13 protein-coding genes are annotated in these 20,772 nt (G+C 71.3%); 9 read left to right on the top strand and 4 right to left on the bottom strand.

The window, feature by feature from the left end; genetic code table 11:
- Window positions 1–192 precede the first annotated feature (192 nt).
- Window positions 193–1,710, bottom strand: coding sequence for a glycerol kinase GlpK (gene glpK, locus ABZ260_RS22555; RefSeq protein ID WP_355620844.1), 1,518 nt, complete (start codon window positions 1,708–1,710; stop codon window positions 193–195).
- A gap of 72 nt (window positions 1,711–1,782) precedes the next feature.
- Window positions 1,783–2,610 (bottom strand): MIP/aquaporin family protein, encoded by an 828-nt coding sequence (locus tag ABZ260_RS22550; RefSeq protein ID WP_355620841.1) that lies wholly within the window; start codon window positions 2,608–2,610, stop codon window positions 1,783–1,785.
- 342 nt (window positions 2,611–2,952) lie between these two features.
- Between ABZ260_RS22550 and ABZ260_RS22545 the strand changes: the two genes are divergently transcribed.
- Entirely contained in the window at window positions 2,953–4,023 is a 1,071-nt protein-coding gene (locus ABZ260_RS22545) for a polysaccharide deacetylase family protein (protein ID WP_355552039.1), read from the top strand.
- A 33-nt stretch (window positions 4,024–4,056) separates the two neighbouring features.
- Here ABZ260_RS22545 and ABZ260_RS22540 read toward each other — a convergent pair whose 3' ends face one another.
- A complete protein-coding gene (locus ABZ260_RS22540) occupies window positions 4,057–5,100 on the bottom strand; it encodes a trypsin-like peptidase domain-containing protein (protein ID WP_355620838.1) in 1,044 nt (347 codons plus the stop codon).
- A gap of 91 nt (window positions 5,101–5,191) precedes the next feature.
- A complete protein-coding gene (locus ABZ260_RS22535; protein WP_355620835.1) occupies window positions 5,192–6,655 on the bottom strand; it encodes an AMP-binding protein in 1,464 nt (487 codons plus the stop codon).
- A gap of 672 nt (window positions 6,656–7,327) precedes the next feature.
- On the opposite strand from ABZ260_RS22535, the gene ABZ260_RS22530 reads away from it, so the two are divergent.
- From ABZ260_RS22530 to ABZ260_RS22495, 8 genes are all read left to right on the top strand, one after another.
- Window positions 7,328–8,140 (top strand): hypothetical protein, encoded by an 813-nt coding sequence (locus tag ABZ260_RS22530; protein WP_355620832.1) that lies wholly within the window; start codon window positions 7,328–7,330, stop codon window positions 8,138–8,140.
- A 218-nt stretch (window positions 8,141–8,358) separates the two neighbouring features.
- Window positions 8,359–10,575, top strand: coding sequence for an acyl-CoA dehydrogenase (locus tag ABZ260_RS22525; RefSeq protein WP_355620829.1), 2,217 nt, complete (start codon window positions 8,359–8,361; stop codon window positions 10,573–10,575).
- A 57-nt stretch (window positions 10,576–10,632) separates the two neighbouring features.
- Complete coding sequence (locus ABZ260_RS22520; protein WP_355620826.1) at window positions 10,633–12,297, top strand: hypothetical protein; 1,665 nt, start codon at window positions 10,633–10,635, stop codon at window positions 12,295–12,297.
- A 142-nt stretch (window positions 12,298–12,439) separates the two neighbouring features.
- Window positions 12,440–12,562: a hypothetical protein gene (locus ABZ260_RS22515; protein ID WP_350920967.1), complete on the top strand. Its 123-nt coding sequence runs from the start codon at window positions 12,440–12,442 to the stop codon at window positions 12,560–12,562.
- A 138-nt stretch (window positions 12,563–12,700) separates the two neighbouring features.
- On the top strand, window positions 12,701–14,020 hold the full coding sequence (locus tag ABZ260_RS22510) for a glycosyltransferase family 4 protein (protein ID WP_355620823.1): 1,320 nt from the start codon (window positions 12,701–12,703) through the stop codon (window positions 14,018–14,020).
- Complete coding sequence (locus tag ABZ260_RS22505; RefSeq protein WP_355620820.1) at window positions 14,017–18,189, top strand: alpha-(1->3)-arabinofuranosyltransferase family protein; 4,173 nt, start codon at window positions 14,017–14,019, stop codon at window positions 18,187–18,189. Before ABZ260_RS22510 ends, ABZ260_RS22505 begins: the two co-directional genes overlap by 4 nt.
- Entirely contained in the window at window positions 18,186–19,262 is a 1,077-nt protein-coding gene (locus tag ABZ260_RS22500; RefSeq protein ID WP_355620817.1) for a DUF3068 domain-containing protein, read from the top strand. Before ABZ260_RS22505 ends, ABZ260_RS22500 begins: the two co-directional genes overlap by 4 nt.
- Window positions 19,259–20,719: a hypothetical protein gene (locus ABZ260_RS22495; RefSeq protein WP_355620814.1), complete on the top strand. Its 1,461-nt coding sequence runs from the start codon at window positions 19,259–19,261 to the stop codon at window positions 20,717–20,719. Before ABZ260_RS22500 ends, ABZ260_RS22495 begins: the two co-directional genes overlap by 4 nt.
- Window positions 20,720–20,772: the final 53 nt, after the last annotated feature.

Genomic DNA, 20,772 nt, shown 5'->3' with positions numbered 1-20,772 from the left:
GCTGCACATCGAGCAGGGAGCGGTGCTGGAACGCCTGGACGTACCGATCGGGGTGGTGGAGTTCATGGTGCGGCCGCCGGATGTGGCGGACTCGTGCGCCGGGATTCCCTTCGCACCCGGTGGTGCTTCTCCCGAGCCTAGATGGTGAGCGAGCTCTCGATGCGAAGCGGCGGAGCGTGCGAAGCGGGGCGTTCAGGACACGTCGACCCAGTTGAGGGTGCGTTCGACTGCTTTCTTCCAGCCGGCGTAGCCGACGGCCCGCTGCTCCTCGGACCACTGCGGCTCCCAGCGGCGGCCCTCCTGCCAGTTCTGTTTGAGCTCGTCCTTCGACTTCCAGAAGCCGACGGCCAGCCCCGCCGCGTAGGCGGCCCCCAGCGCGGTCGTCTCGGCCACCACGGGCCTGGAGACGGGTACGCCGAGCAGGTCGGCCTGGATCTGCATGCACAGGTCGTTGGCGGTGACGCCGCCGTCGACCCGCAGGACGTCGAGGGTGACGCCGGAGTCCTGCCGCATCGCCTCGACCACGTCGCGGCTCTGGTAGCAGATCGCCTCCAGGGTGGCCCGCGCGAGGTGGGCGTTGTTGTTGAAGCGCGACAGGCCGACGATCGCGCCCCGGGCGTCCGACCGCCAGTACGGCGCGAAGAGGCCGGAGAAGGCGGGCACGAAGTAGACGCCGCCGTTGTCCTCGACCTGCCGGGCGAGCGACTCGCTCTGCGCTGCCCCCGAGATGATGCCGAGCTGGTCGCGGAGCCACTGCACGGCGGAGCCGGTCACGGCTATGGAACCCTCCAGCGCGTACACCGGCGGCTCCTCACCGAAGCGGTAGCAGACGGTGGTGAGCAGGCCGTGTTTCGAGCGGACCAGATCGGTGCCGGTGTTGAGCAGCAGGAAGTTGCCGGTGCCGTAGGTGTTCTTGGCCTCGCCCACCTCGAAGCAGACCTGTCCGACGGTGGCGGCCTGCTGGTCGCCCAGGTCACCGGAGAGCGGGACCTCGCCACGCAGCGGGCCGCCCCTCCTGGTGGTGCCGTACAGACCGGGGTGGGAGGAGGGGGCGATGGCCGGCAGCATCCGGCGGGGGATGCCGAAGAACGACAGCAGCTCGTCGTCCCAGTCGAGGGTCTCCAGGTCCATCAGCATCGTGCGGCTGGCGTTGGTGGGGTCGGTGACGTGCACGCCGCCGTCGGTACCGCCGGTGAGATTCCACAGCAGCCAGGTGTCGGTGTTGCCGAAGATCGCCTCTCCGGCCTCGGCCGCCTCGCGTACCCCGTCCACGTTCTCCAGGATCCACTGGATCTTGCCGCCGGAGAAGTACGTCGCAGGGGGGAGGCCCGCCCTGTGGCGGATGACGTCGCCCCGGCCGTCGCGGTCCAGGGCCGAGGCGATCCGGTCGGTGCGGGTGTCCTGCCAGACGATCGCGTTGTGGTACGGGCGTCCGGTGGTCCGGTTCCAGACCACCGTGGTCTCGCGCTGGTTGGTGATGCCGAGCGCGGCGAGGTCGGCGGCGACCAGACCCGCCCTGTTCAGCGCCGTCTCGATCACCGCCCTGGTGCGCTCCCAGATCTCCGTGGGGTTGTGCTCGACCCACCCCGCCCGCGGCAGGATCTGCTCGTGTTCGAGCTGGTGCCGGGCTATCTCGTTGCCGCCGTGATCGAAGATCATGAAACGGGTGCTCGTCGTGCCCTGGTCGACCGCTCCGACGAAGTCAGGCATTGCGTGGTGCCTCCTTGGTGAGACTCTCCGGGGATCTGCTGCTGTTCTTACCCGTGGTCGCCGCGCGCCCGTTCAGGGGTGGCGCGGGTCTTCGGGCGTTACGCGCCCCACCTCGGGGCCGGTCTCCTCGGAAGGAAGGAATCTGGCCACCAGGATCTCGTAGAGGAACGCCCCGATCAGCCCCCCGATGAGGGGCGCCACGATCGGCACCCAGAAGTAGAGCTGCCCGTACTGGTCCTGCCAGGCGGTCTCGTAGCCGGTCAGGAACGAGGCGAGCCGCGGTCCGAAGTCGCGGGCGGGGTTGATGGCGTAGCCGGCGTTGCTGCCCCAGGCCATGCCGATGGCCACGACCACCAGGCCGATCACGAAGGGGGCGAGGTTGGCCATGGGCGCCGTGTTGCGCGCGTCGGAGAGGGCGAAGACGAGCAGGAGCAGGATGGCGGTGCCGATCACCTGGTCGCGGAAGGCGCCCCAGGTGCCGACGGGCAGGGACCCGTTGCCCGGCAGGGTCGAGAAGACGCCCTGGGTCTTGATGGTGAGCCCGGGGTCGGCCTTCTCCAGCACCTCGCCGTAGTTGAAGCGGACGATGAGCGCCGCCACGAACGCGCCCGCGGTCTGCGCCAGGCAGTACGGCAGGACCTTGTGCCAGGAGAAGCCCTTGAAAGCGGCCAGCGCGACGGTGACGGCGGGGTTGATGTGGGCGCCACTGGTGCGCGCCGAGACGTAGATGCCCAGCGTCACCCCGAGCCCCCATGCCCAGGCGATGCTGTCATGGTCACCGACCCCGGCCGCCACGACCTGGGCCACCACCGCCACCCCGAACAGGATCAGCACCATGGTGCCGGTGAACTCGGCCGCCATCTCGCCGAGAAGCCCACGGCCCCTCAGTCGCTCCGCCATCTCTCCTCCTCGCGATGCCGTCCGGATCCCGCTCGGATGCCCGGACGGTAGGTGCGAAATAGCGGGAGGTCAACGGTAGCGTGACTGAATTATTGAATAATGGTCAACAAAATGAGTCATCGGTAACACCGCTAAATACCGGACGACGCCTGTCACTCGCGGCTTCCACTCGATTTCCCGCGGCGGGCGCCCTTCTGGGCGGGGCCGGTGCGACGCGGAAAGGGCAGGGCCCGCGCGATGTCGCCGAAAGTGGCTCCGGCGCGAACCTTTGCCAGTGGCGGAGGTCAACTCGCAGGTCAGAGGGGGATGAGAAGCGTATCGTCAGCGCGCTTGGAGGATTCGATGGGCCGTCTCAGAATAGGCAGGGCCGGTGTGGTGGTCGTCGCGGCAGGAGTCGTGCTGGCCGGATGCGGATCGGGACAGGATGAGGCCGACGAGCAGAAGGCGAAGCTGGCCGCCGCGGCCAAGGCGTCGGCCGCCGCGGCGGCCTCGCAGGCCAACCTCCTCAAGACCAGGACGGCGGCCGCCGCCAAGGTCAAAGCCAACGAGCTCGGTCAGGTCCCCGTTCTCATGTACCACCGGGTGGTCGACAAGCCCGCGACCCAGGACGACCGCACTCCCAAACAGTTCCGCACCGAGCTGGAGCGGCTGGCCAGGGAGGACTACGTGCCCGTCACCGCGGCCGAGTTCGTCACCGGGCGCATCGACATCCCGGCGGGCAAGCACCCCGTCGTCCTCACCTTCGACGACTCCTCACCCTCGCAGTTCGAGCTGGACGGGACGGGCGTCCCCCGGCCGAACACCGCGGTCGCGATCCTGCAGAGCGTCGCCAAGGCCCACCCCGGCTTCCGCCCGGTCGGCACGTTCTATGTCACGCGCGACATGTTCGGCAAGCAGACGCCCGAGGAGGGGGCGCAGATGCTCCTCTGGCTCACCGACAAGGGCTTCGACATCGGCAACCACACCCGCGACCACCTCAACCTGCGGGGCAAGGAGAAGAAGGCGGTGAACGCGGAGGTGGCGGCGGGCCACCGGCTCATCACCGGGCTGATCAAGACGCCCCCGGTCACGCTGGCGCTGCCGTACGGCAACCAGCCCGACACCAAGGAGTGGGGCCTCAAGGGCTCCTCGGGTGACGTCTCCTACAACTACGGCGGTGTGTTCCTCGCCGGTTACACCCCCGCGCTGTCGCCGTTCAACAAGAAGTTCGACCCGCTCGGCATCCCGCGCATCCGCTCGATGGACAAGACGGGCGACTGCGCCAAGTTCTGCTCCGTGGCCTGGCTCGACTGGTTGAAGGCGAACGCCGACGAGCGTTACACCTCCGACGGCGACGTGAAGACGATCGCCTTCCCCAAGTTCAAGGCGCCCTTCGTGGCCAAGTCCTTCAGCGATCGCGTCCTGCCCTACTGAGCCCGGTCCCGCTGAGCCCGGTCCCGCCCTGGCTCAGCTCCCGTGCAGCTCCTCAAGGGGAACGGAGAGGGTGGTCCTTGAGCCGTCGGGGCGCAGGATCTCGACCTTCGCGTCCTCGCCGGGCTTGAGGGACGACAGGACCGTCGACAGGTCCTGGGTCGACGGGGTGGGCGTGCCGTCGATCGAGATGATCAGGTCTCCGGCCTTGAGCCCCGCCCGCTGCGCGCCGCTGTTCTTCAGCACCCGTACGACGCTGACGCCCGCGGGCTCCCCGCTCATGTCGATCACGGTCCGTACCACGACGCCGAGCGCGGCCCGGTGGGTGTTGGTGACCTTGCCGTCCCTGATGATCTGCGTGGCGATGTCCTTGACGGTGTTGGAGGGGATCGCGAAGCCGATGCCCGCAGCCTGGGCGTTGCCGAGTTCGGGGTTGACGGCGGTCAGGGTCGGCACGCCGATGACCTCGCCCGCGAGGTTGACCAGGGCGCCGCCGCTGTTGCCCGGATTGATCGGCGCGGAGGTCTGGATGGCCCCGCTGATCGTCGCCCCGGGCGAGGTCTCGTTCGAGGGTTCGTTGACGGTTCGGCCGAGCGCCGAGATGATCCCGCTGGTGACACTGCCGGACAGGCCCAGCGGGTTTCCCATGGCCAGCACGATCTGGCCGACACGCAGCCCTGCGGAGTCGCCGAAGACGGCGGGCTTCAGCCCGGTCGGGTCGTCCACCTTGATCACGGCCAGGTCGCCCAGTTCGAACGAGCTGATCAGTCTGGCCGTCCGAGGGGTGCCCCCGGTGGCGAGCGTGACCTCGAACCGCTTGCTGCCCCCGACCACGTGGGCGTTGGTGATGATGTGCCCGGCGGTGTCGTACACGACCCCGGAGCCGAGGCTCTCCCCCGTGGTGATCTGCACGATGGACGGCAGCACCTTGGTGATGATCTGCTCGTAGGCGGCCTCCAGGGAACCGGGGCCGCTTCCGGGAGCCGGTGTGGCCCCGGGCGAGCCTCCCGCGGAGGCACCGGGGGAGGTGCTCGCTGAGACGCTGGGGGAGCCGGCCGCCCCGGGGGGTTGCAGACTCATGTCCTGACCGCAGCCCGCGAGCGTCATGACGGCGGTCGCAAGCAACGCGACGCCTGTCTTTGATCGTCCCATGCATGGGTATCTTCCCAGCTCAGGCAGGAAGATACGTCTCGCGAAGGCCGCTGCGGCTGAGCTTGCCGGTGGGGGTGCGCGGCAGCCGGTCGCGATATTCGATCACCCGGGGGTGCTTGAGGCGTGCCAGCCGGGCCGCGCAGTGGGCCAGCAACTCGCCGGTGAGGTCCGCGCCGGGCACGGCGTCCGCCGAGGGCTGGACCAGCGCGACGACGCGCTGGCCCCATTCGGGGTCGGGTACGCCGATCACGGCGACGTCCGCCACCGAGGGGTGTTCCTGGAGCACCGCCTCGATCTCGGCGGGATAGATGTTGACCCCGCCGGAGATGATCAGGTCGGTACGCCGGTCGCAGAGGAACAGGTAGCCGTCGGTGTCCAGATAGCCGATGTCGCCGGGGGTGTAGAGGTGACCGCGCATCGCCGAGGCGGTCTTGGACGGGTCCTGGTGGTACTCGAAGCGGTTGATGCCGCCGATGTAGACCAGGCCCGGCTCGCCGGGCGGGAGCTCGTCACCGTCGTCGCCGACGACGGTGAACTCCATGCCGTCGATGGCCCGGCCGACCGTCCCGGGCCGCTGGAGCCACTCCGCCGAGGAGACCATGGTGACCACGGCGGCCTCGGTCGAGCCGTAGTACTCCCACAGCACGGGGCCGAGCCAGTCGATCATCGCCTGCTTGGTGGCGGGCGGGCAGGGGGCGGCGCCGTGAAAGAGACGTGTTAACGATGATAAATCGTGCTTTGTTCTGACGGAGGTGGGCAGGGCCAGCAGCCGGTGGAACATGGTCGGCACCATGAAGGCGTTGGTCACCCGGTGCCGCTCGATGAGCGCCAGTGTCTCCGCGGCGTCGAACCGCTCGGTCGCCACCACCGTGTGGCCGAAGTGCAGGGCCATCATCGTCTGCCCGTACGGCGCGGAGTGGTAGAGCTGCGACAGTAGTAGGTGCACCCCGCCGGATTCGAGCCCGAAGTGCCGCCAGCTCTTGCGCATCAGGATCGGGTGGAGGCCTTCCGGGGTCAACTCGATCAGCCGCCGCCGTACGCCCTTGGGCCTGCCGGTGGTGCCCGAGGTGTAGAGCATCATCGACCCGGCCCTGCGTCCCTCGGGCGGGGTGGTCGGCTGCCCCTCGGCGAGGGCACCGGCCTCCACGAACCCGCCCGGCACGGCGTGCCCGTACCGCTCGGAGCCGACCACCACCCGCGCGGCGCAGTCGGTGATGATGTAGCCGATCTCCTCGGCGGTGTAGTGCCAGTTCACCGGGATGTGATAGGCGCCGATCTGGTATGTCGCGAGCATCATCGTGATCGCGTCGATCCCGTTGGACAGGACCGTCACGACCGTGTCGCCGGGCCGGGTACCGCGCGCCAGAAGGCCGTACGAGACCTGGTTGACCCGATCGTGCAGCTCGCCGTAGGTCACGCTGTCGCCCGCGACGACGGCGACACGTCCGGGATCGGCCGTTGCGATCTCGTAGAAGCCCCTCATGGCCGCGACCATACAGAACGACATTCTGTTCATGGAAGGGGAAAGGCGATTACCTGGGCTGATGCACATCCCGTGGCCGAAGCGTAATAAACGACGATGCGTCGAATCTTTCTCAGGTGACATACCCTGACGCGTATGGCGGACGTTGGCGGTAACTCCTCCGGGCGCTCTAACGAGAGATATATCCCCTCATATGACGCGCCCACGGCCCCCATTCCCGCCATTCCCGCTGAAGACGGTTCGGTCATCAGCCCTCGGGTGCCCAGAAGATTTCCCATCGGAGACGGTGAGGAGACCGTGTTGGTCTCCAGACCAACGCCGCCTGGATCGTTCCCCCACTCGCCGCCGCCCGATCCCGGCCGTTCCGACGCGACTTCCGGTGACGGGGCGGACGATCCGGGGGCGGAGACCGACCGGGTGCGCGAGTCCGGTGGGCTCGGGACGATCCCGGTCAGGCAGATAGGCGGCTCCGCGGGCCCCTGGCGTCCCGACAGGGCCGGTGCTTCCGGTCAGACGGGCACGTCCGGTCAGACAGGTGCTTCCGGTTGGACGGGCGCTTCTGGTCAGACGGGCGCTTCCGGTCAGACGGGTGCGTCCGGTCGGGCGGGCACGGGAGGCAGGGCGGACGGCGGCGTCGCGACGGGGTGGCCCGGTGCGTCGCAGCGGCCCGGCGTGTTCGGCGAGCCGGGTGCGCAGGGTCAACCGGCCGGGCGGGTCCGGCCCGGCGTGCCGAGCGGAGCGGGACGGAAGTCCGACGGCCTGCTGATGCGGATCGGCGACATCCCGATCCGGGTCGCCTACAGCCTGGGTGCCGCCGTCATCACCGGCGTCATCGTGGTTCTGATCTTCATGCTCTTCTCCGGCGACGAGCCCTCGGACCCGGTGGGGGTCCGCCAGGGCGTGGCGCCCACGGTGCGGCCCTCGCCGACCGTGTCTCCGATCACGCTGCCCGCCCTGCCGGACGCGACGGCGCTGAAGGCGCTGCCGGGCACGCCGAGCGTGGTGCTGGGCGCGGTGACCGATGCCAAATCCGCGGTGACCTATGCCAGCCTGGGCAAGCCGTGGGCAGCCAAGGCCGTGCCGTCGTTCTCCGCCGGCCAGCAGGTCGGCTCGGCCGGGCTGCCGCGCACGGTCATCGCCTCGGGACCCCTGCCCGGCGCCACCCCGGTCAAGCCGCTCAAGAGCGACGCCGACTACCGCAAGGCGGCGTTGAGCGCGGTGAAGTGGACGATCCGCAACCACCACCCCGAGGGAGGCAAGGTCACCTGGACCGCCTCGCAGCGCCTGGCCACCGGCAAGGGGTGGGTGCTCGCCTACCGGGTGACCTACGAGGTCAAGGGCAAGGAGCGTTCCTCCCAGGCGGCGCTCGCGGTGATCGACATCGGCCGCCGCAAGCCCTCGGTGCTCTTCGTGACCGTGCCCGACACGCGCAAGCGGCTCTGGGCCGACATCGCCCCCGTGGTGGCGAGCGTCCGCGCTCTCTGACGCACTCCTGCGGCCATGCCCGTTCGGCGCGAGCCGGGCCCTCCGCCTCTGACGCACTCCTGCGGCCATGCCCGTTCGGCGCGAGCCGGGCCCTCCGCGGTCACCGGTGGGCTGCGACGGCAAGGGGGCCGGCGTACCCGGGGAAGAGGGTTCGCGCGTTGTGATGGAAGCACCTTCTAGAATATGGTTCTGTCATTGAATCGCGTCTGGAGGCTGTCATGGCGATCGGATTGAGCGAGGAGCACGAGGCGCTCCGGGAATCGGTGACCGGGTGGGCGGAGCGCAACATCCCGTCCGAGGTCGTGCGTGCCGTCATCGCGGCCGAGGGTGAGGAGCGCCCCGGCTTCTGGCCGGGACTGGCCGACCAGGGCCTGCTCGGCCTGCACATCCCCGAGGAGCACGGCGGCAGCGGCTACGGCCTGCTGGAGACCGCCGTCGCCGTCGAGGCCCTCGGCGAGCGCGTCGCCCCCGGGCCCTACGTTCCCACGGTGCTCGCCAGCGCCGCGATCCTCGCCTCCGACGGCAAGGCGCACGGCGAGCTGCTGCCCGGCCTCGCCGACGGCACGCTGACCGGTGCGGTCGCGCCGTTCTCCTCGATCACCGGTACCCGAGGTGAGGACGGCGCCCTGACGATCGGTGGCACCGTGGATCTGGTGCTGGGCGGCGCGCTGGCCGATGTCCTGGTGCTCCCGGTGAGCACGGACCGCGGCGAGGAGTGGGTCGCGGTGGACGCCTCCGCGGCGACCGTGACGCCGGTCGGCTCGCTCGACCTCACCCGGGGCGTGGCGAAGGTCGAGCTGGACGCGGTCACCGTACCGGCCGGGCGGGTTCTCGACGGGCTGCAGGCCTCCGCGGTCCACAACCTGGCAGTGATCCTGCTCGGGGCCGAGGCAGCGGGCGTCGCCTCGTGGTGCGTGACCGCGGCCGCGGAGTACGCCAAGGTCCGCGTGCAGTTCGGCCGTCCGATCGGGCAGTTCCAGGGGGTCAAGCACAAGGCCGCCCGGATGCTCGTCGCCCTGGAGCAGGCCCGCGCGACGGTGTGGGACGCCGCCCGCGCCGCGGACGGCGGCGACGTCCCGGCGGACGAGCTGGCCTACGCCACCGCGATCGCGGGCGTGGTCGCCCCCGACGCGGCCGTGCTCTGCGCCAAGGACGCCGTGCAGATCTTCGGCGGCATCGGCTACACCTACGAGCACGACGCCCATCTGTACTACCGCCGCGCGCTGACCCTGCGCGCCCTGCTCGGCTCCTCGGTGGAGTGGGCCGAGGTGGTCGCCGATCTGGCGCTGAACGGGGTGAGCAGGGAGCTGGAGATCGAGCTGCCCGAGGAGGCCGCCGAGCTGCGCGAGAGCATCCGGGCCGAGGTCGCCGCCTTCGCCGCGCTGGAGGGCAAGGAGCAGAAGCGGGCGTTGGCCGAGGCCGGCTACGTCATGCCGCACCTGCCCAGGCCGTGGGGCCGCGACGCCAAGCCGCTGGAGCAGGTTCTCATCTTCCAGGAGCTCAAGGCCGCCGGGGTCAGGCTGCCCCAGATGATCATCGGTGCCTGGGTGGTGCCGTCGATCGCCGCGTACGGCACCCCCGAGCAGCAGGAGCGCTTCCTGCCGCCCACGCTGAGCGGCGAGATGATCTGGTGCCAGCTCTTCTCCGAGCCCGGCGCCGGCTCCGACCTCGCCTCCCTGCAGATGAAGGCCGAGAAGGTCGAGGGCGGCTGGCGGCTCAACGGCCAGAAGATCTGGACCTCGGTGGCGCACGTCGCCGAGTGGGGCATCTGCATCGCCCGCAACTCCTCGGAGGGTTCCAAGCACGAGGGCATCACCTACTTCCTCGTCGACATGAAGGGGGCCGGCGTCACCGTCAGGCCGCTCACCGAGATGACCGGCGAGAACCTGTTCAACGAGGTCTTCCTCGACGACGTGTTCGTCCCGGACGAGCTGGTCGTCGGCGAGGTGGGCCAGGGCTGGAAGGTCGCCAGGAACACCCTGTCCAACGAGCGGGTCTCGCTCTCGGGGGGCTCGGGCGGCACCGGCGCGTCCGTTCCGGACCTGCTCGGCCTGGCCGGGCGCCTCGGCCGGGAGCTGACCGCCGCCGAGCGCCAGGAGGTGGCACGGGTCGTCTGTGAGGGGCACTCGATCGCCGCCCTCGGCCTGCGGGTGACCCTGAAGCAGCTGACCGGCGCCGAGCCCGGTGCCGACGCCTCGGTCCGCAAGCTGCTGTCCACCTCGCACGCCCAGCACGTCTCGGAGTGCGCGGTCTCGCTGCTCGGCCCCTCGGCCGTCGTCGCCGCCGACATGAAGCTCGGCGACGCCGGTTACTGGAACCGCGCCGTGCTCGCCACCCGCGCCATGACGATCTACGGCGGCACCACCGAGGTGCAGCTCAACATCATCGGCGAGCGCATGCTCGGCCTGCCCCGCGATCCCGAGCCGGGTAAGTAGTCCACAGCTCCGGATATATGCGCGTATATCCGGAGCAAGCACATAAAGTCGGTCAGCATGGGCGGCGAGTGGGGCGAGACGGCGAAGCGGTTCGCGCCTGCCCTGCTCGGCCTGCTGTTCGGGCTGCTCGCTCTCGGTCCCGCTCTGGGACCGGGATTCGTGCTCAGGTACGACATGGTGTTCGTGCCCGACCCGCCGCCGGTGCTGCCCGGGGAGGGGTTTCCCCGGGCGGTGCCCAGTGACCTGGTGGTCGCGCTCCTCTCCTGGGTCGTCCCCGAACAGGTGGTCCAGAAGGTCATGCTGCTGGGGGTCTTCGTGCTGGCCGCGTCCGGCGCGGCCGCGCTGGCGCCCTCCCGGCGGCTGGGGCCCCGCCTGGCGGCGGCGGCCTTCTACAGCTGGAACGCCTACCTCGCCCAGCGGCTGCTGCTCGGCCAGTGGGCACTGCTGCTGGGAGTCGCGGGACTGCCCTGGGCGGTGCGCGCGGTGGCGCTCGGCGGGCGGTCGCGGCTGGTCGCCGCGCTGCTCCCGGCGGCGGTGGGCGGATTCCAGGCGATGCTGGTCGCCGCGCCCGCCCTGCTCGCGACGGCGGCGACAGCGCCGGTGACAGGGCCGGTGACAGCATCGGTGACAGGGCCGGCGGCAGGGCCGGCGGCAGCCGATGGAAGGCCCGCGACGCCCGCCAGGAGGGTGCGGGGCCGGCGGGTGCTGGAGGTCACGCTGGTCATGGCGGTGCTGAGCCTGCCCTGGCTGGTGCCCGCCCTGAGCAGCCGGGCCGTGACCGATCCGGCCGGGGCCTGGGCGTTCGCGGCCAGGGCCGACGGCCCACTGGGTACGGTCGGCAGCCTGCTCTCGCTGGGCGGGATCTGGAACGCCCATGCCGTCCTGCCCGGCCAGGAGACCTGGTGGTCGGCGATCGTACGGCTGCTGCTCGCCGCGGTCGCCGTCTGGGGGTTCGCTCGCCTGCCGGGCTCGCCGGCGCGCCACGGCGCCGGGGCGGCGGAGCCGTACCGGGCGGGGCTGGCGGTGGCGGCGGTGGCCGGGCTGGCGGTGGCGCTGGTGGGGGCCTTCGCCCCCGGCGTGCTGGGCGGCCTGATCGGCTGGTGGCCCGGGTTCGGGCCGCTCCGTGACGGGCAGCTGTACCTCGCCCCGTTCGTCCTGCTGCAGGCGGTGGGCCTGGCCGCGGTCGTCGCGCGCTGGAACTCGCGTGCCGTCGTGGCCGTCGCGGTGGCCACCCCGGTCCTGGTCCTGCCCACCTTCGCCCTCGGTGCGTTCGGCAGGCTGTCGGCGGTGGACTACCCGGACGAGTGGCGAAAGGTCCAGGCGATCGTGAACGCCGATCCCGCGCCGGGGGCGTTGCTCTCGCTGCCCTGGGGGGCGCACCGGGCGTTCGGCTGGAACGGCGATCGGGTGATCCTCGACCCCGCGACCAAGATGTTCCGGCGCCGGGTGCTCTGGAACGACGCGCTGCTGGTGGGGCTGCCCGGCGGAGGCAGACTGCGGGTCGCGGCGGAGGATCCGGCTTCCGCCGAGGTGGAGGCGGCGCTGGCCGTCGAGCCGGGTGGGCGGTTGGCGGCACTATCAGGACTGAATGTCCGTTATGTTCTTATTCATGGGAGTGACAACCCGTTCCAAATCCCGGGTGGCGACGATCCGTTCCGCGGTTCCGCGACCGTCTTCCACGGGCCCGAACTCCGGTTGCTGCGCCTTGACGCACCTTCCTGAGCTGGGCGTATCCCCGGACCTCCGCACTACCCGGGGGTAACTTTATTTGTCACATTTTCACCAAAGCTATGGCTTATGAGATGAATCACGTTCTACTCTCGGCACACTGTCCGAATTCTGGAGGGAGAGCTCAGTGTTACGAGTGATCGCAGCCTTGGCCGTCGGCACGGTGCTTGCGGTGGGTGCCTCCGTGGCAGTGGTGAACGTGGCCGCCCCCACACCGGAGCCGCCCAACCGGCCCCTGTACAACTACGGCGACAGGTGATCCGAGGGGCCGGACAAGGGCCCCTCGGACGCGGTTTTCTCCCAGCCGCTCAGGCTGAACACCAATGGACAGTACGGAGCGTGGCTCCGCCGTGCCCCGAGTCGGGCGCGCGTCGCCGTAGAGGACCGAGGAGACAGTGTGGCCGACACCGTGGCCTTTTCCGGCGGGAACGTGAACGCCGGATCCCGTCTGTTCAACCCGTCGTGGCCCAACCTGAGCGTGGAGGTCACCGAGACCCCCGAGGCGTCCCTGCACGGGGTTCGGGTGGCGGTGCTGAACTTTCGCGAGCCACAGCAGTCGGCGGCCGGCGGCGCCGAGGAGTACGCCTGGCAGGTCAGCCGCTACCTGATCGCCCAGGGGGCCCTGGTCCACTTCGTGACCGGCCGTGAGCCCGGCCAGACCAGGGCCGAGCGGCGCAACGGCGTCGAGCTGCGCAGGATGGGCAACCGCTACCTCGTCTACCTGCTCGTGCCGCTCTGGCTGTTGCTGCACCGCCGCCGCTTCGACGTGGTCATCGACTCGATGAACGGCATCCCGTTCTTCTCCCCCCTCGTGGTACGGCGCCGCACCACGGTGATCTGCCTGGTGCATCACGTGCACGACCGGCAGTTCCACGCCTTCCTGCCCTCCTGGCTGGCCAGGATCGGCTGCTTCATCGAGGGGCCGGTGGCCCGGCTGCTCTACCGCCGCCGCACCACGATCACGGTTTCCGAGTCCTCCAGGACGGACCTCCGTGCCAGGCTGCGCTGGCTGGCCCCGATCCAGGTCGTCCCCAACGGCAGCCCGGTGGCCCGCTCGGTCGCGCGGCATCCCCTGCCCGGCGACCCCGCCGTGGTCTACCTGGGCCGGTTGGTCGGCCACAAGCGGGTCGACCGCGTCGTCGGCCTGGCGGCCGAGCTGGCCGAGAGCCGTCCGGGGCTGCGGGTACACGTGGTGGGCCGCGGGCCCGAGTCCGACGCCCTCGCGGCGGTGGCGGCCGACCTGGGCATCGCCGACCGCGTACACCTGCACGGATTCCTCAGCGAGCCGGGCAAGAACGCGGTGCTCGGCTCGGCCCTGCTGAACGTGACCGCCTCGGAGTTCGAGGGCTGGGGGCTCACCGTGATCGAGGCGGCCGCCTTCGGCGTGCCCACGGTCGCCTACGACGTCGCCGGGCTGCGCGACTCGATCAAGGACGGGGTGACCGGCTGGCTGGTCCGGGACGACGAGACGCTCGCGGACGCGGTGGACCGGGCGATCGGGGAACTGACCGACCCCGTGCGGCGCGCGGCGATCCAGCAGGCCTGCCGGACCTGGGCAGGCGAGTTCACCTGGGGAAGAACTGGCGCTACTATAACCAGACTTATCGCCACAGAGCTCGCCGTAGCCGCCCGTCGACAGCAGCCCGTGAGCGCTGTGAGCTCGCCGGTCAGGACCCCCGACCTCCATCTCGCCATGGGTGAGACCGACCCCATTTGAGCACCGCATTGACCCCTGACAGCACGGACACCGGGCCCGCCCGGCTTCGACACCGGTTGCACCTGCTGGCCGGCTGCCTCCTGCTCGGGGCCATCGCGTTCAACACCTCGCCCGGCCAGGTCATCTCCGAGACCAAGCTCGACATGGCGCTCAACCCCCTCGGCTTCCTCGCCCGGGCGATGCACCTGTGGGACGGCGCGTTCTTCGGTCACCTGCAGAACCAGGCGCACGGCTACCTGTTCCCGATGGGCCCGTTCTACGTCCTCTTCGAGGCGCTGGACATGCCCCCCTGGAACATCCAGCGCCTGTGGATGACCCTGGTGCTGTGCGCCGCGTTCGTCGGCGTCGAGCGGGTGGCCCGCGCGATGGACATCGGCACCCCCGCCACCCGCGTACTGGCCGGGCTCGCCTACGCCCTGGCGCCGCACGCCGTCACGCTGATCGGGGTCAACTCCTCGGAGTTCCAGCCGAGCGCGGTGCTGCCCTGGATCCTGCTGCCGCTCGTGCACGGTGCCAGACAGCGGGCGAGCCCACGCAGGGCGGCGGCCCTGTCGGCGCTGGCCTTCCTGTTCGCCGGCGGGATCAACGCCGTGGCCGTGCTCGCCGTGCTGGTCGTGCCGTTGCTGTACCTGCTGACCCGTGAGCGCGGCCCTCGCCGGAGGCACCTGCTGCTGTGGTGGCTGGGCTGTGTGGGCGCGGTGTCGATGTGGTGGCTGCTACCCCTGCTGGTGATGGGCCGCTACATCTTCTCCTTCCTGCCCTTCATCGAGACCGCCGACGCCACCACGTACATCACCTCGCTGATCAACGTCCTGCGCGGCACCTCGGGCTGGATCGCGTTCCTGCCGGTCGACGGGGCGGCGTTCCTGCCCGCGGCGTTCGAGCAGGCGACGGGACCCGTGATGATCGTGCTGACCGCGCTGGTCGCCGGGCTCGGCCTGGCCGGGATCACCGCCCGCGCCACCCCGGAGCGGGGATTCCTCGCGATCAGCCTGCTGGCCGGGGTCGTGATCGTCTCCGCCGGCCACGCCGACGTGCTCGCCCACCCGTGGACCGAGCAGGTGAGGGCGCTGCTGGACGGTCCCCTCGCGCCCTTCCGCAACCTGCACAAGTTCGACGCGCTACTGCGGCTCCCGCTCGCCCTCGGCCTGGCCGCCCTGCCACTGGCCGGTCCGGTGCGGTGGCGCAGGCCCGTCCTCGCGGCGTCCGCGGTCCTCGTCGCACTCGGCGCGTCGCCCGTCGCCACCGCGGGCACGACCCCGGCCGGCGCGTTCGAGGACGTGCCCGCCTACTGGCGGGAGGCCGCGACCTGGCTGAACCGGAACGCCGGGGACGGCATGGTGCTGGCCGCCCCCGGATCGCGCCGGGGCGAGTACCTGTGGGGCCGTCCGATGGACGAGCCCATGCAGTCGCTGCTGACCGTGCGCTGGGCCACCCACACCAACGTCCCCTGGGGGTCGCCGGGGCTGGCCAGGCTGATCCAGGCGGTGGACGAGCGCTTCGCCACCGGCCGGGGCTCGCCGGGACTCACCTCGGCGCTGCGCCGGATGGGGGTCAGCCACCTGCTCGTCCGCAACGACCTGGCCAGGGAGAGCCTGGGCACCGCCTGGCCCGCGCGGGTGCACGAGACCATCGCCGAGTCCACCGGCCTGGAACGGGTCGCCGCCTTCGGCCCGGAGCTCGGGACCAGGGCCAGTACGACGGCCGCGGGCTGGTTCGAGCAGCCCTACCAGGCGCTGGAAGTCTACGCGGTCCCCGACCCCGCGCCGCTTGTCGCCACGGTGCCCCGTGAGGGGACCCTCAGGGTGACCGGGGCCCCGGAGGCGGCGCTGGCCCTCGCCGAGGAGGGCCTGCTCGACGACGACCGGCCCATGGTGGTCGGCAACGAGCCGGGCGCGGGCGCGACGTCCCCAGAGCACACCGTGATGACCGACACGCTGCGCCGCCGCGAGATCATCTTCGGCGACCTGCGCCGGATCGGCACCGCCACGCTCACCGAGGACCAGCCGCTGGAACGTGGCAGGGAGAGCGACCTCACCGACCCCGCCTGGACCGCCGCCACCGCGACCGCCCGCTACTCCAGCATCCTTGACGTGCGGGCCTCCTCCGCCGAGTCGCGGGTCGGGGCCGCCGACCGGCGCGACCCCGGGCGGCAGCCGTACGCGGCGCTCGACGCCGACCCGCGCACCGGATGGCGCTCCGACGGCTGGAGGGGAGCCGTCGGGGAGTGGCTGGAGGTGCGCCTCGTCGAGCCCATCGACATGCCGAAGATCACTGTCGCGTTCGAGAGGGGCAAGCTTGGACCTGCCGTGGCGGAGGTCGCCCTGGAGACCGACGCGGGAACGCGCCTGGTGCCGGTCGCGGACTCGGTGGAACCGCAGTTGCTGAACCCGCCGGCCGGCAAGACCTCCCGGTTGCGGATCCGGGTCACCAAGCTGGTCTCGGAGCCCGCGTCGCGGGTCGGCACCCGGGTCGGCATCACCGAGGTCGCGATTCCCGGCGTGCGGGCGACGCGCAGCATCGTCGTTCCCGCCGACGGCGAGCGGGATCCGGGCACGGTGCTGCTGACCCGCCAGGGGGCCGCGTCGCCGTGCATGCACGGCTCGGCGACCTGGACCTGCTCGCCGTCCCTGGAGATCACCGGCGAGGACGGCTCCGGCTTCGACCGCACCTTCACGGTCCGGGACGCGGGGGAACGCGTCGTCACCGGCAGGACGGTGCTCACCGACCCCGCCTCCGCCCATCTGCTCACCACCATCCCGGGCGTCTACCCCCAGGTGAGCGCCTCCTCCACGCTGGTCGACCATCCGGCCGTGCTCGGCCGCGCGGCCATGGACGGCGACCTGGACACGGCCTGGTACGCCCAGACCACCGACCGCCACCCGACGCTGACCGTCAAGCTCGGCAAGAAGACCACGATCTCGCAGATCATGGTCCTCTTCCCCGACTCGTTCCTGGGGCAGCCGCCGATCAAGGTGAGCGTGCGCGGCGGCGGCCGTACCGCGCAGGGCTGGGTCGGCTCCGACGGGCGCGTCTCCTTCGCGCCGATCCGCGCCGACCGCCTGGAGATCGGCTTCATCGCCCCGGCGTCCCGGTCGATCGAGGTGTCGGAGATCACCATCCCGGGGGTGAAACCGCTCGGCTCGCTGGAGTCCTTCCCGCTGAGGCTGCCCTGCGGCTACGGTCCCACGCTCACCGTGAACGGCAACCCGGCGGCCACCGAGATCGTCAGCGGCACGCTGGACGACGTGGTCAACGGCCGCCCGCTCGGCTACCGGACCTGCGAGCCGGTCGAACTGGGCGCAGGGGAGGCGCGGATCAGCGCGTCCCCCGGCGACGCCTTCAGGATCGAGTCGATGGTGGTGCGGACGTCCGACGACGGCGCCCAGGGCGCGGTCACGGCCACGCCCGCCACCGTGCAGGGGTGGGGGCAGGGGGAGCGCCGGGTCCAGGTCTCCACCACGGCCCCCTCCTACCTGGTGGTCAACGAGAACCACAACGTCGGCTGGCAGGCGTACCTCGACGGCAGGCAACTGAAGCCGGTCAGGCTGGACGGCTGGCGGCAGGCGTGGGAACTGCCTTCGGGCCAGGGCGTCGTGACCATGCGCTACGAGCCTGACTCCGCCTACCGCACGGCGCTGGTCGGCGGCTGGACGCTGGTGCTGCTGGTGGTGGCGCTGGCGCTCATCCGTCCCGCCTGGCCTGCCCGGTCGCCGGGGGCGGGGCCCGTCGCGATCAGGGCGCTCTGGGTCTGGCCGTTCGTCCCGCTTCTCGGCCTGTGGACCGGGGGCTTCGCGGGCGTCGCGATCGTCACCGGGGCGGCGCTCCTGTTCGCCTGGCTGGGGGCGGTGGCCCAGGCCAGGCACGCCCGTCTCGGCGTGCTCCCCGGCCTGGCGGGCGCGATGGCCACGCCCTGGGCACTGGTCGTGCCGACCGGCCTGGCCGGTCTCGCGCTCGCCGTCGGCACCCGGTACGGCGGGGTCGACGCGACCGAGGTGCTCACCGGGCCGCTGACCGGTGCGGTGCCGCAGGTGCTCTGCCTGCTGGCGCTCGCCTGGCTGACGGCCTGGCTTCCCGATCGCGCTGCGGCCGAGGCGCCCGCGCCGTCGCGCCGCGGGACGGCCCGGCGGCCCGAACCCGAGTCCGAATCGGTGGTGGTGGGCCGGTGACCCGGGCCGGCATCCCCCGGACGGTGTTCGCGGGCGCGGGCGCCTTCCTGCTCACGCTCGCCGCGCTGCTCCGCTTCTACGTCTACGAGAGCGTGCTGGTCCTGCCGCTGGAGCAGGGCAGGACCTACCGGATGGTCGCGCCGGCCGCCGACTACTTCGACACCGGCACGCTGACCTCGCACACCGGTGTCCCGCTGGTGTCCACCACGACGTTGAGCGGGGACGCGGGAGCCGGGACCGCCGACACGGCGGTGTGGGTGGAGTTCACCTCGCTGACGACCGCCACCGGGGACAGGATCGACTACCACGAGCGTCGGACCGCCTTCGACCGCCGTACCGGGATGGCCGTCGACTGCTGCGAGAGCTATGTCGACGAGGACCCCGAGGCCCGGCAGTCGGGCCTGGCCTTCCGCCTGCCGTTCCGCGCCGAGCCGCGCTCGTACCCGATGTACGACACGACGCTCCGGCTGGCCGTCCCGCTCCGCTACGAGCGCCAGGAACAGATCAACGGTCTGCGGACCTACCGTTACACCTACACGGCCGGCCCGGTGAAGATCGAGGACTTCCCCGAGCAGTTCCCCGGCAAGGTACTGGGACTGCCCGCCTGGCGGGCCATCGGCGTCTCCCGCTACGCCCAGGTGACCCGCACGCTCTGGGTCGAGCCGGAGAGTGGCCTGACCGTGAAGGTGGAGGAACGGCACCGCCAGGGCCTGCGCACCCCCGACGGCATCGAGCGCAAGGAGAGTCTCAGGGCCGACCTGGTGATGTCCGAGGAGGACGTCGACGCCAGGGTCTCCGACGTCCGCGCCTTCACCCGCTGGGTCCTCGTCGTCCGTGACCTGCTGCCCGCTGTCTTCCTCGCCGCCGGACTCCTGCTGGTCCTCTGGGGCCTGCGTCCCCGTAGGCCTCCCCGGGCTCCGGGGCAGCCGGGGCCGGCTGAGCTCGCCGGACCCGCTCGGTCCGCCGACGTCTTCATGGAGCGGGTATGGCCTCCCAAGCCCGCCGATGTCTTCATGGAGCGGGTGTGGCCTCCCAAGGCCGCCGGTGCCGGACCGGAGCGTGAACGCGGATGAGCGGCGGCCAGGTGGAGGTGGAGCTGCGGCTGCCCGGCTGGGTGCACAGTCCGTTCGCGCGGCGGCACGGGCTCACGGTCGCGGCGCTGCTCCTGCTGCTCTCGGGGCTCGCGGTCAAGGGGTGGCTGCTCAGCCGTTCCTATTTCGCCGAGGACGACATCGTCTTCGTCGGCAGGGCGCTGGCCGAGCCCCTCGGCTGGGACCACCTGTTCCGGGTGCACATCGGCCATCTGATGCCGGGCGCCCTCGCCCTGGTCCGGGCCCTGACGGCGATCTCCGCCTACGACTGGGGCCTGGTCTCGATCGTGATCATGGCGCTGTACGCGGGTGTGGCCCTGGCGCTCTACCGGTTGCTGCGCCTGATCTGCGGTGCCAGGCCGCTCATCCTCGTCCCGTTCACCCTCTTTCTGTTCGCACCCGCCAACTTCCAGGCCGGCACCTGGTTCGCGGCGGCGCTCAACATCCTGCCACTGCAGATCGCCATGATCATGGCGATCCGCTCCCAGCTGCTGCTGATCCGTACCGGCCGCGCCGGACACGCGCTCGCCGGGATCGCCTGGACGTGCGCCGGGCTGCTCTTCTTCGAGAAGGCGGTGCTCATCCCGCCGGTGCTGCTGCTGTTCACGGTGCTGCTGCTGGCAGGCGAGCACGGCGTGGTCGGGGCGGTGCGCAGGCACTGGGCACTCTGGTCGGCCTACCTGGTGCTGGGCGGCGCCTATCTGACCGGTTACCTGCTGGCCTCGGGACGGGGCGGTGGTCAGGGGTTCGCGCTTCCCGAGTTCTACACGGCTGCGAAGTACATCGGGAACTTCCTCGGTGGCACGGTGCCGACACTGCTCGTGGGCGGCCCGCTGAGCTGGGGGGCGGAGACCACGGCGGGCCCGCTGGTCGCCCACCGGGCCGTCGAGGTCATCGTGGCCTGGCTGGTCCTGGCGGCCGTCGTCGCGGGCACCTGCCGCAGGCGTCCCGAGGCGGCCGGTGCCTGGGCGCTGGCCGCGGGCTACCTGCTGGTCGCGGACGCACTGCTGATCATGTTCAGCCGGTCGGGGTCGGTGCAGCACGCCTTCGAGAGCCGCTACATCGCCGATGCGACGCCGGTGCTCGCCGTCTGCCTGGCCCTGGCCCTGATGCCGTGGCGGAAGACCGGGCCCCCGGGGCGGGACTCACCCGGGAACGGCGCGGTGCCGCGGGCGGTCTCGCCGTTCGTCCTCCCCGCCGCGTGCGCCTACGTGGCGCTCACCCTGGTGTCGGCCGCGGGGTTCGCCCAGGGGCTGCCTGGCGAGCGCAACCGCGCCTACTTCGACGCGGCCCGCGCGGACCTGGCCAGGCTCGGCCCCCAGACGGGTGTCTACCCCTCGCTGATACCCGACCGGATGCTCTTTCCCTGGCAGGCCGTCGAGGACCGGCTGACCTCCCGGGCGCTCAGCCCGCTCGCCGAGGGACCGGACAGAACCTAGACCCGGCGGTCGCGCAACTCGACGGACGCCGGGGGCCACGTAACCAATCGCTT

The sequence above is a fragment of the Streptosporangium sp. NPDC006013 genome, assembly GCF_040614275.1.
Lineage (GTDB): Bacteria > Actinomycetota > Actinomycetes > Streptosporangiales > Streptosporangiaceae > Streptosporangium.
This window is presented reverse-complemented; position numbering and strand designations above follow the sequence as displayed.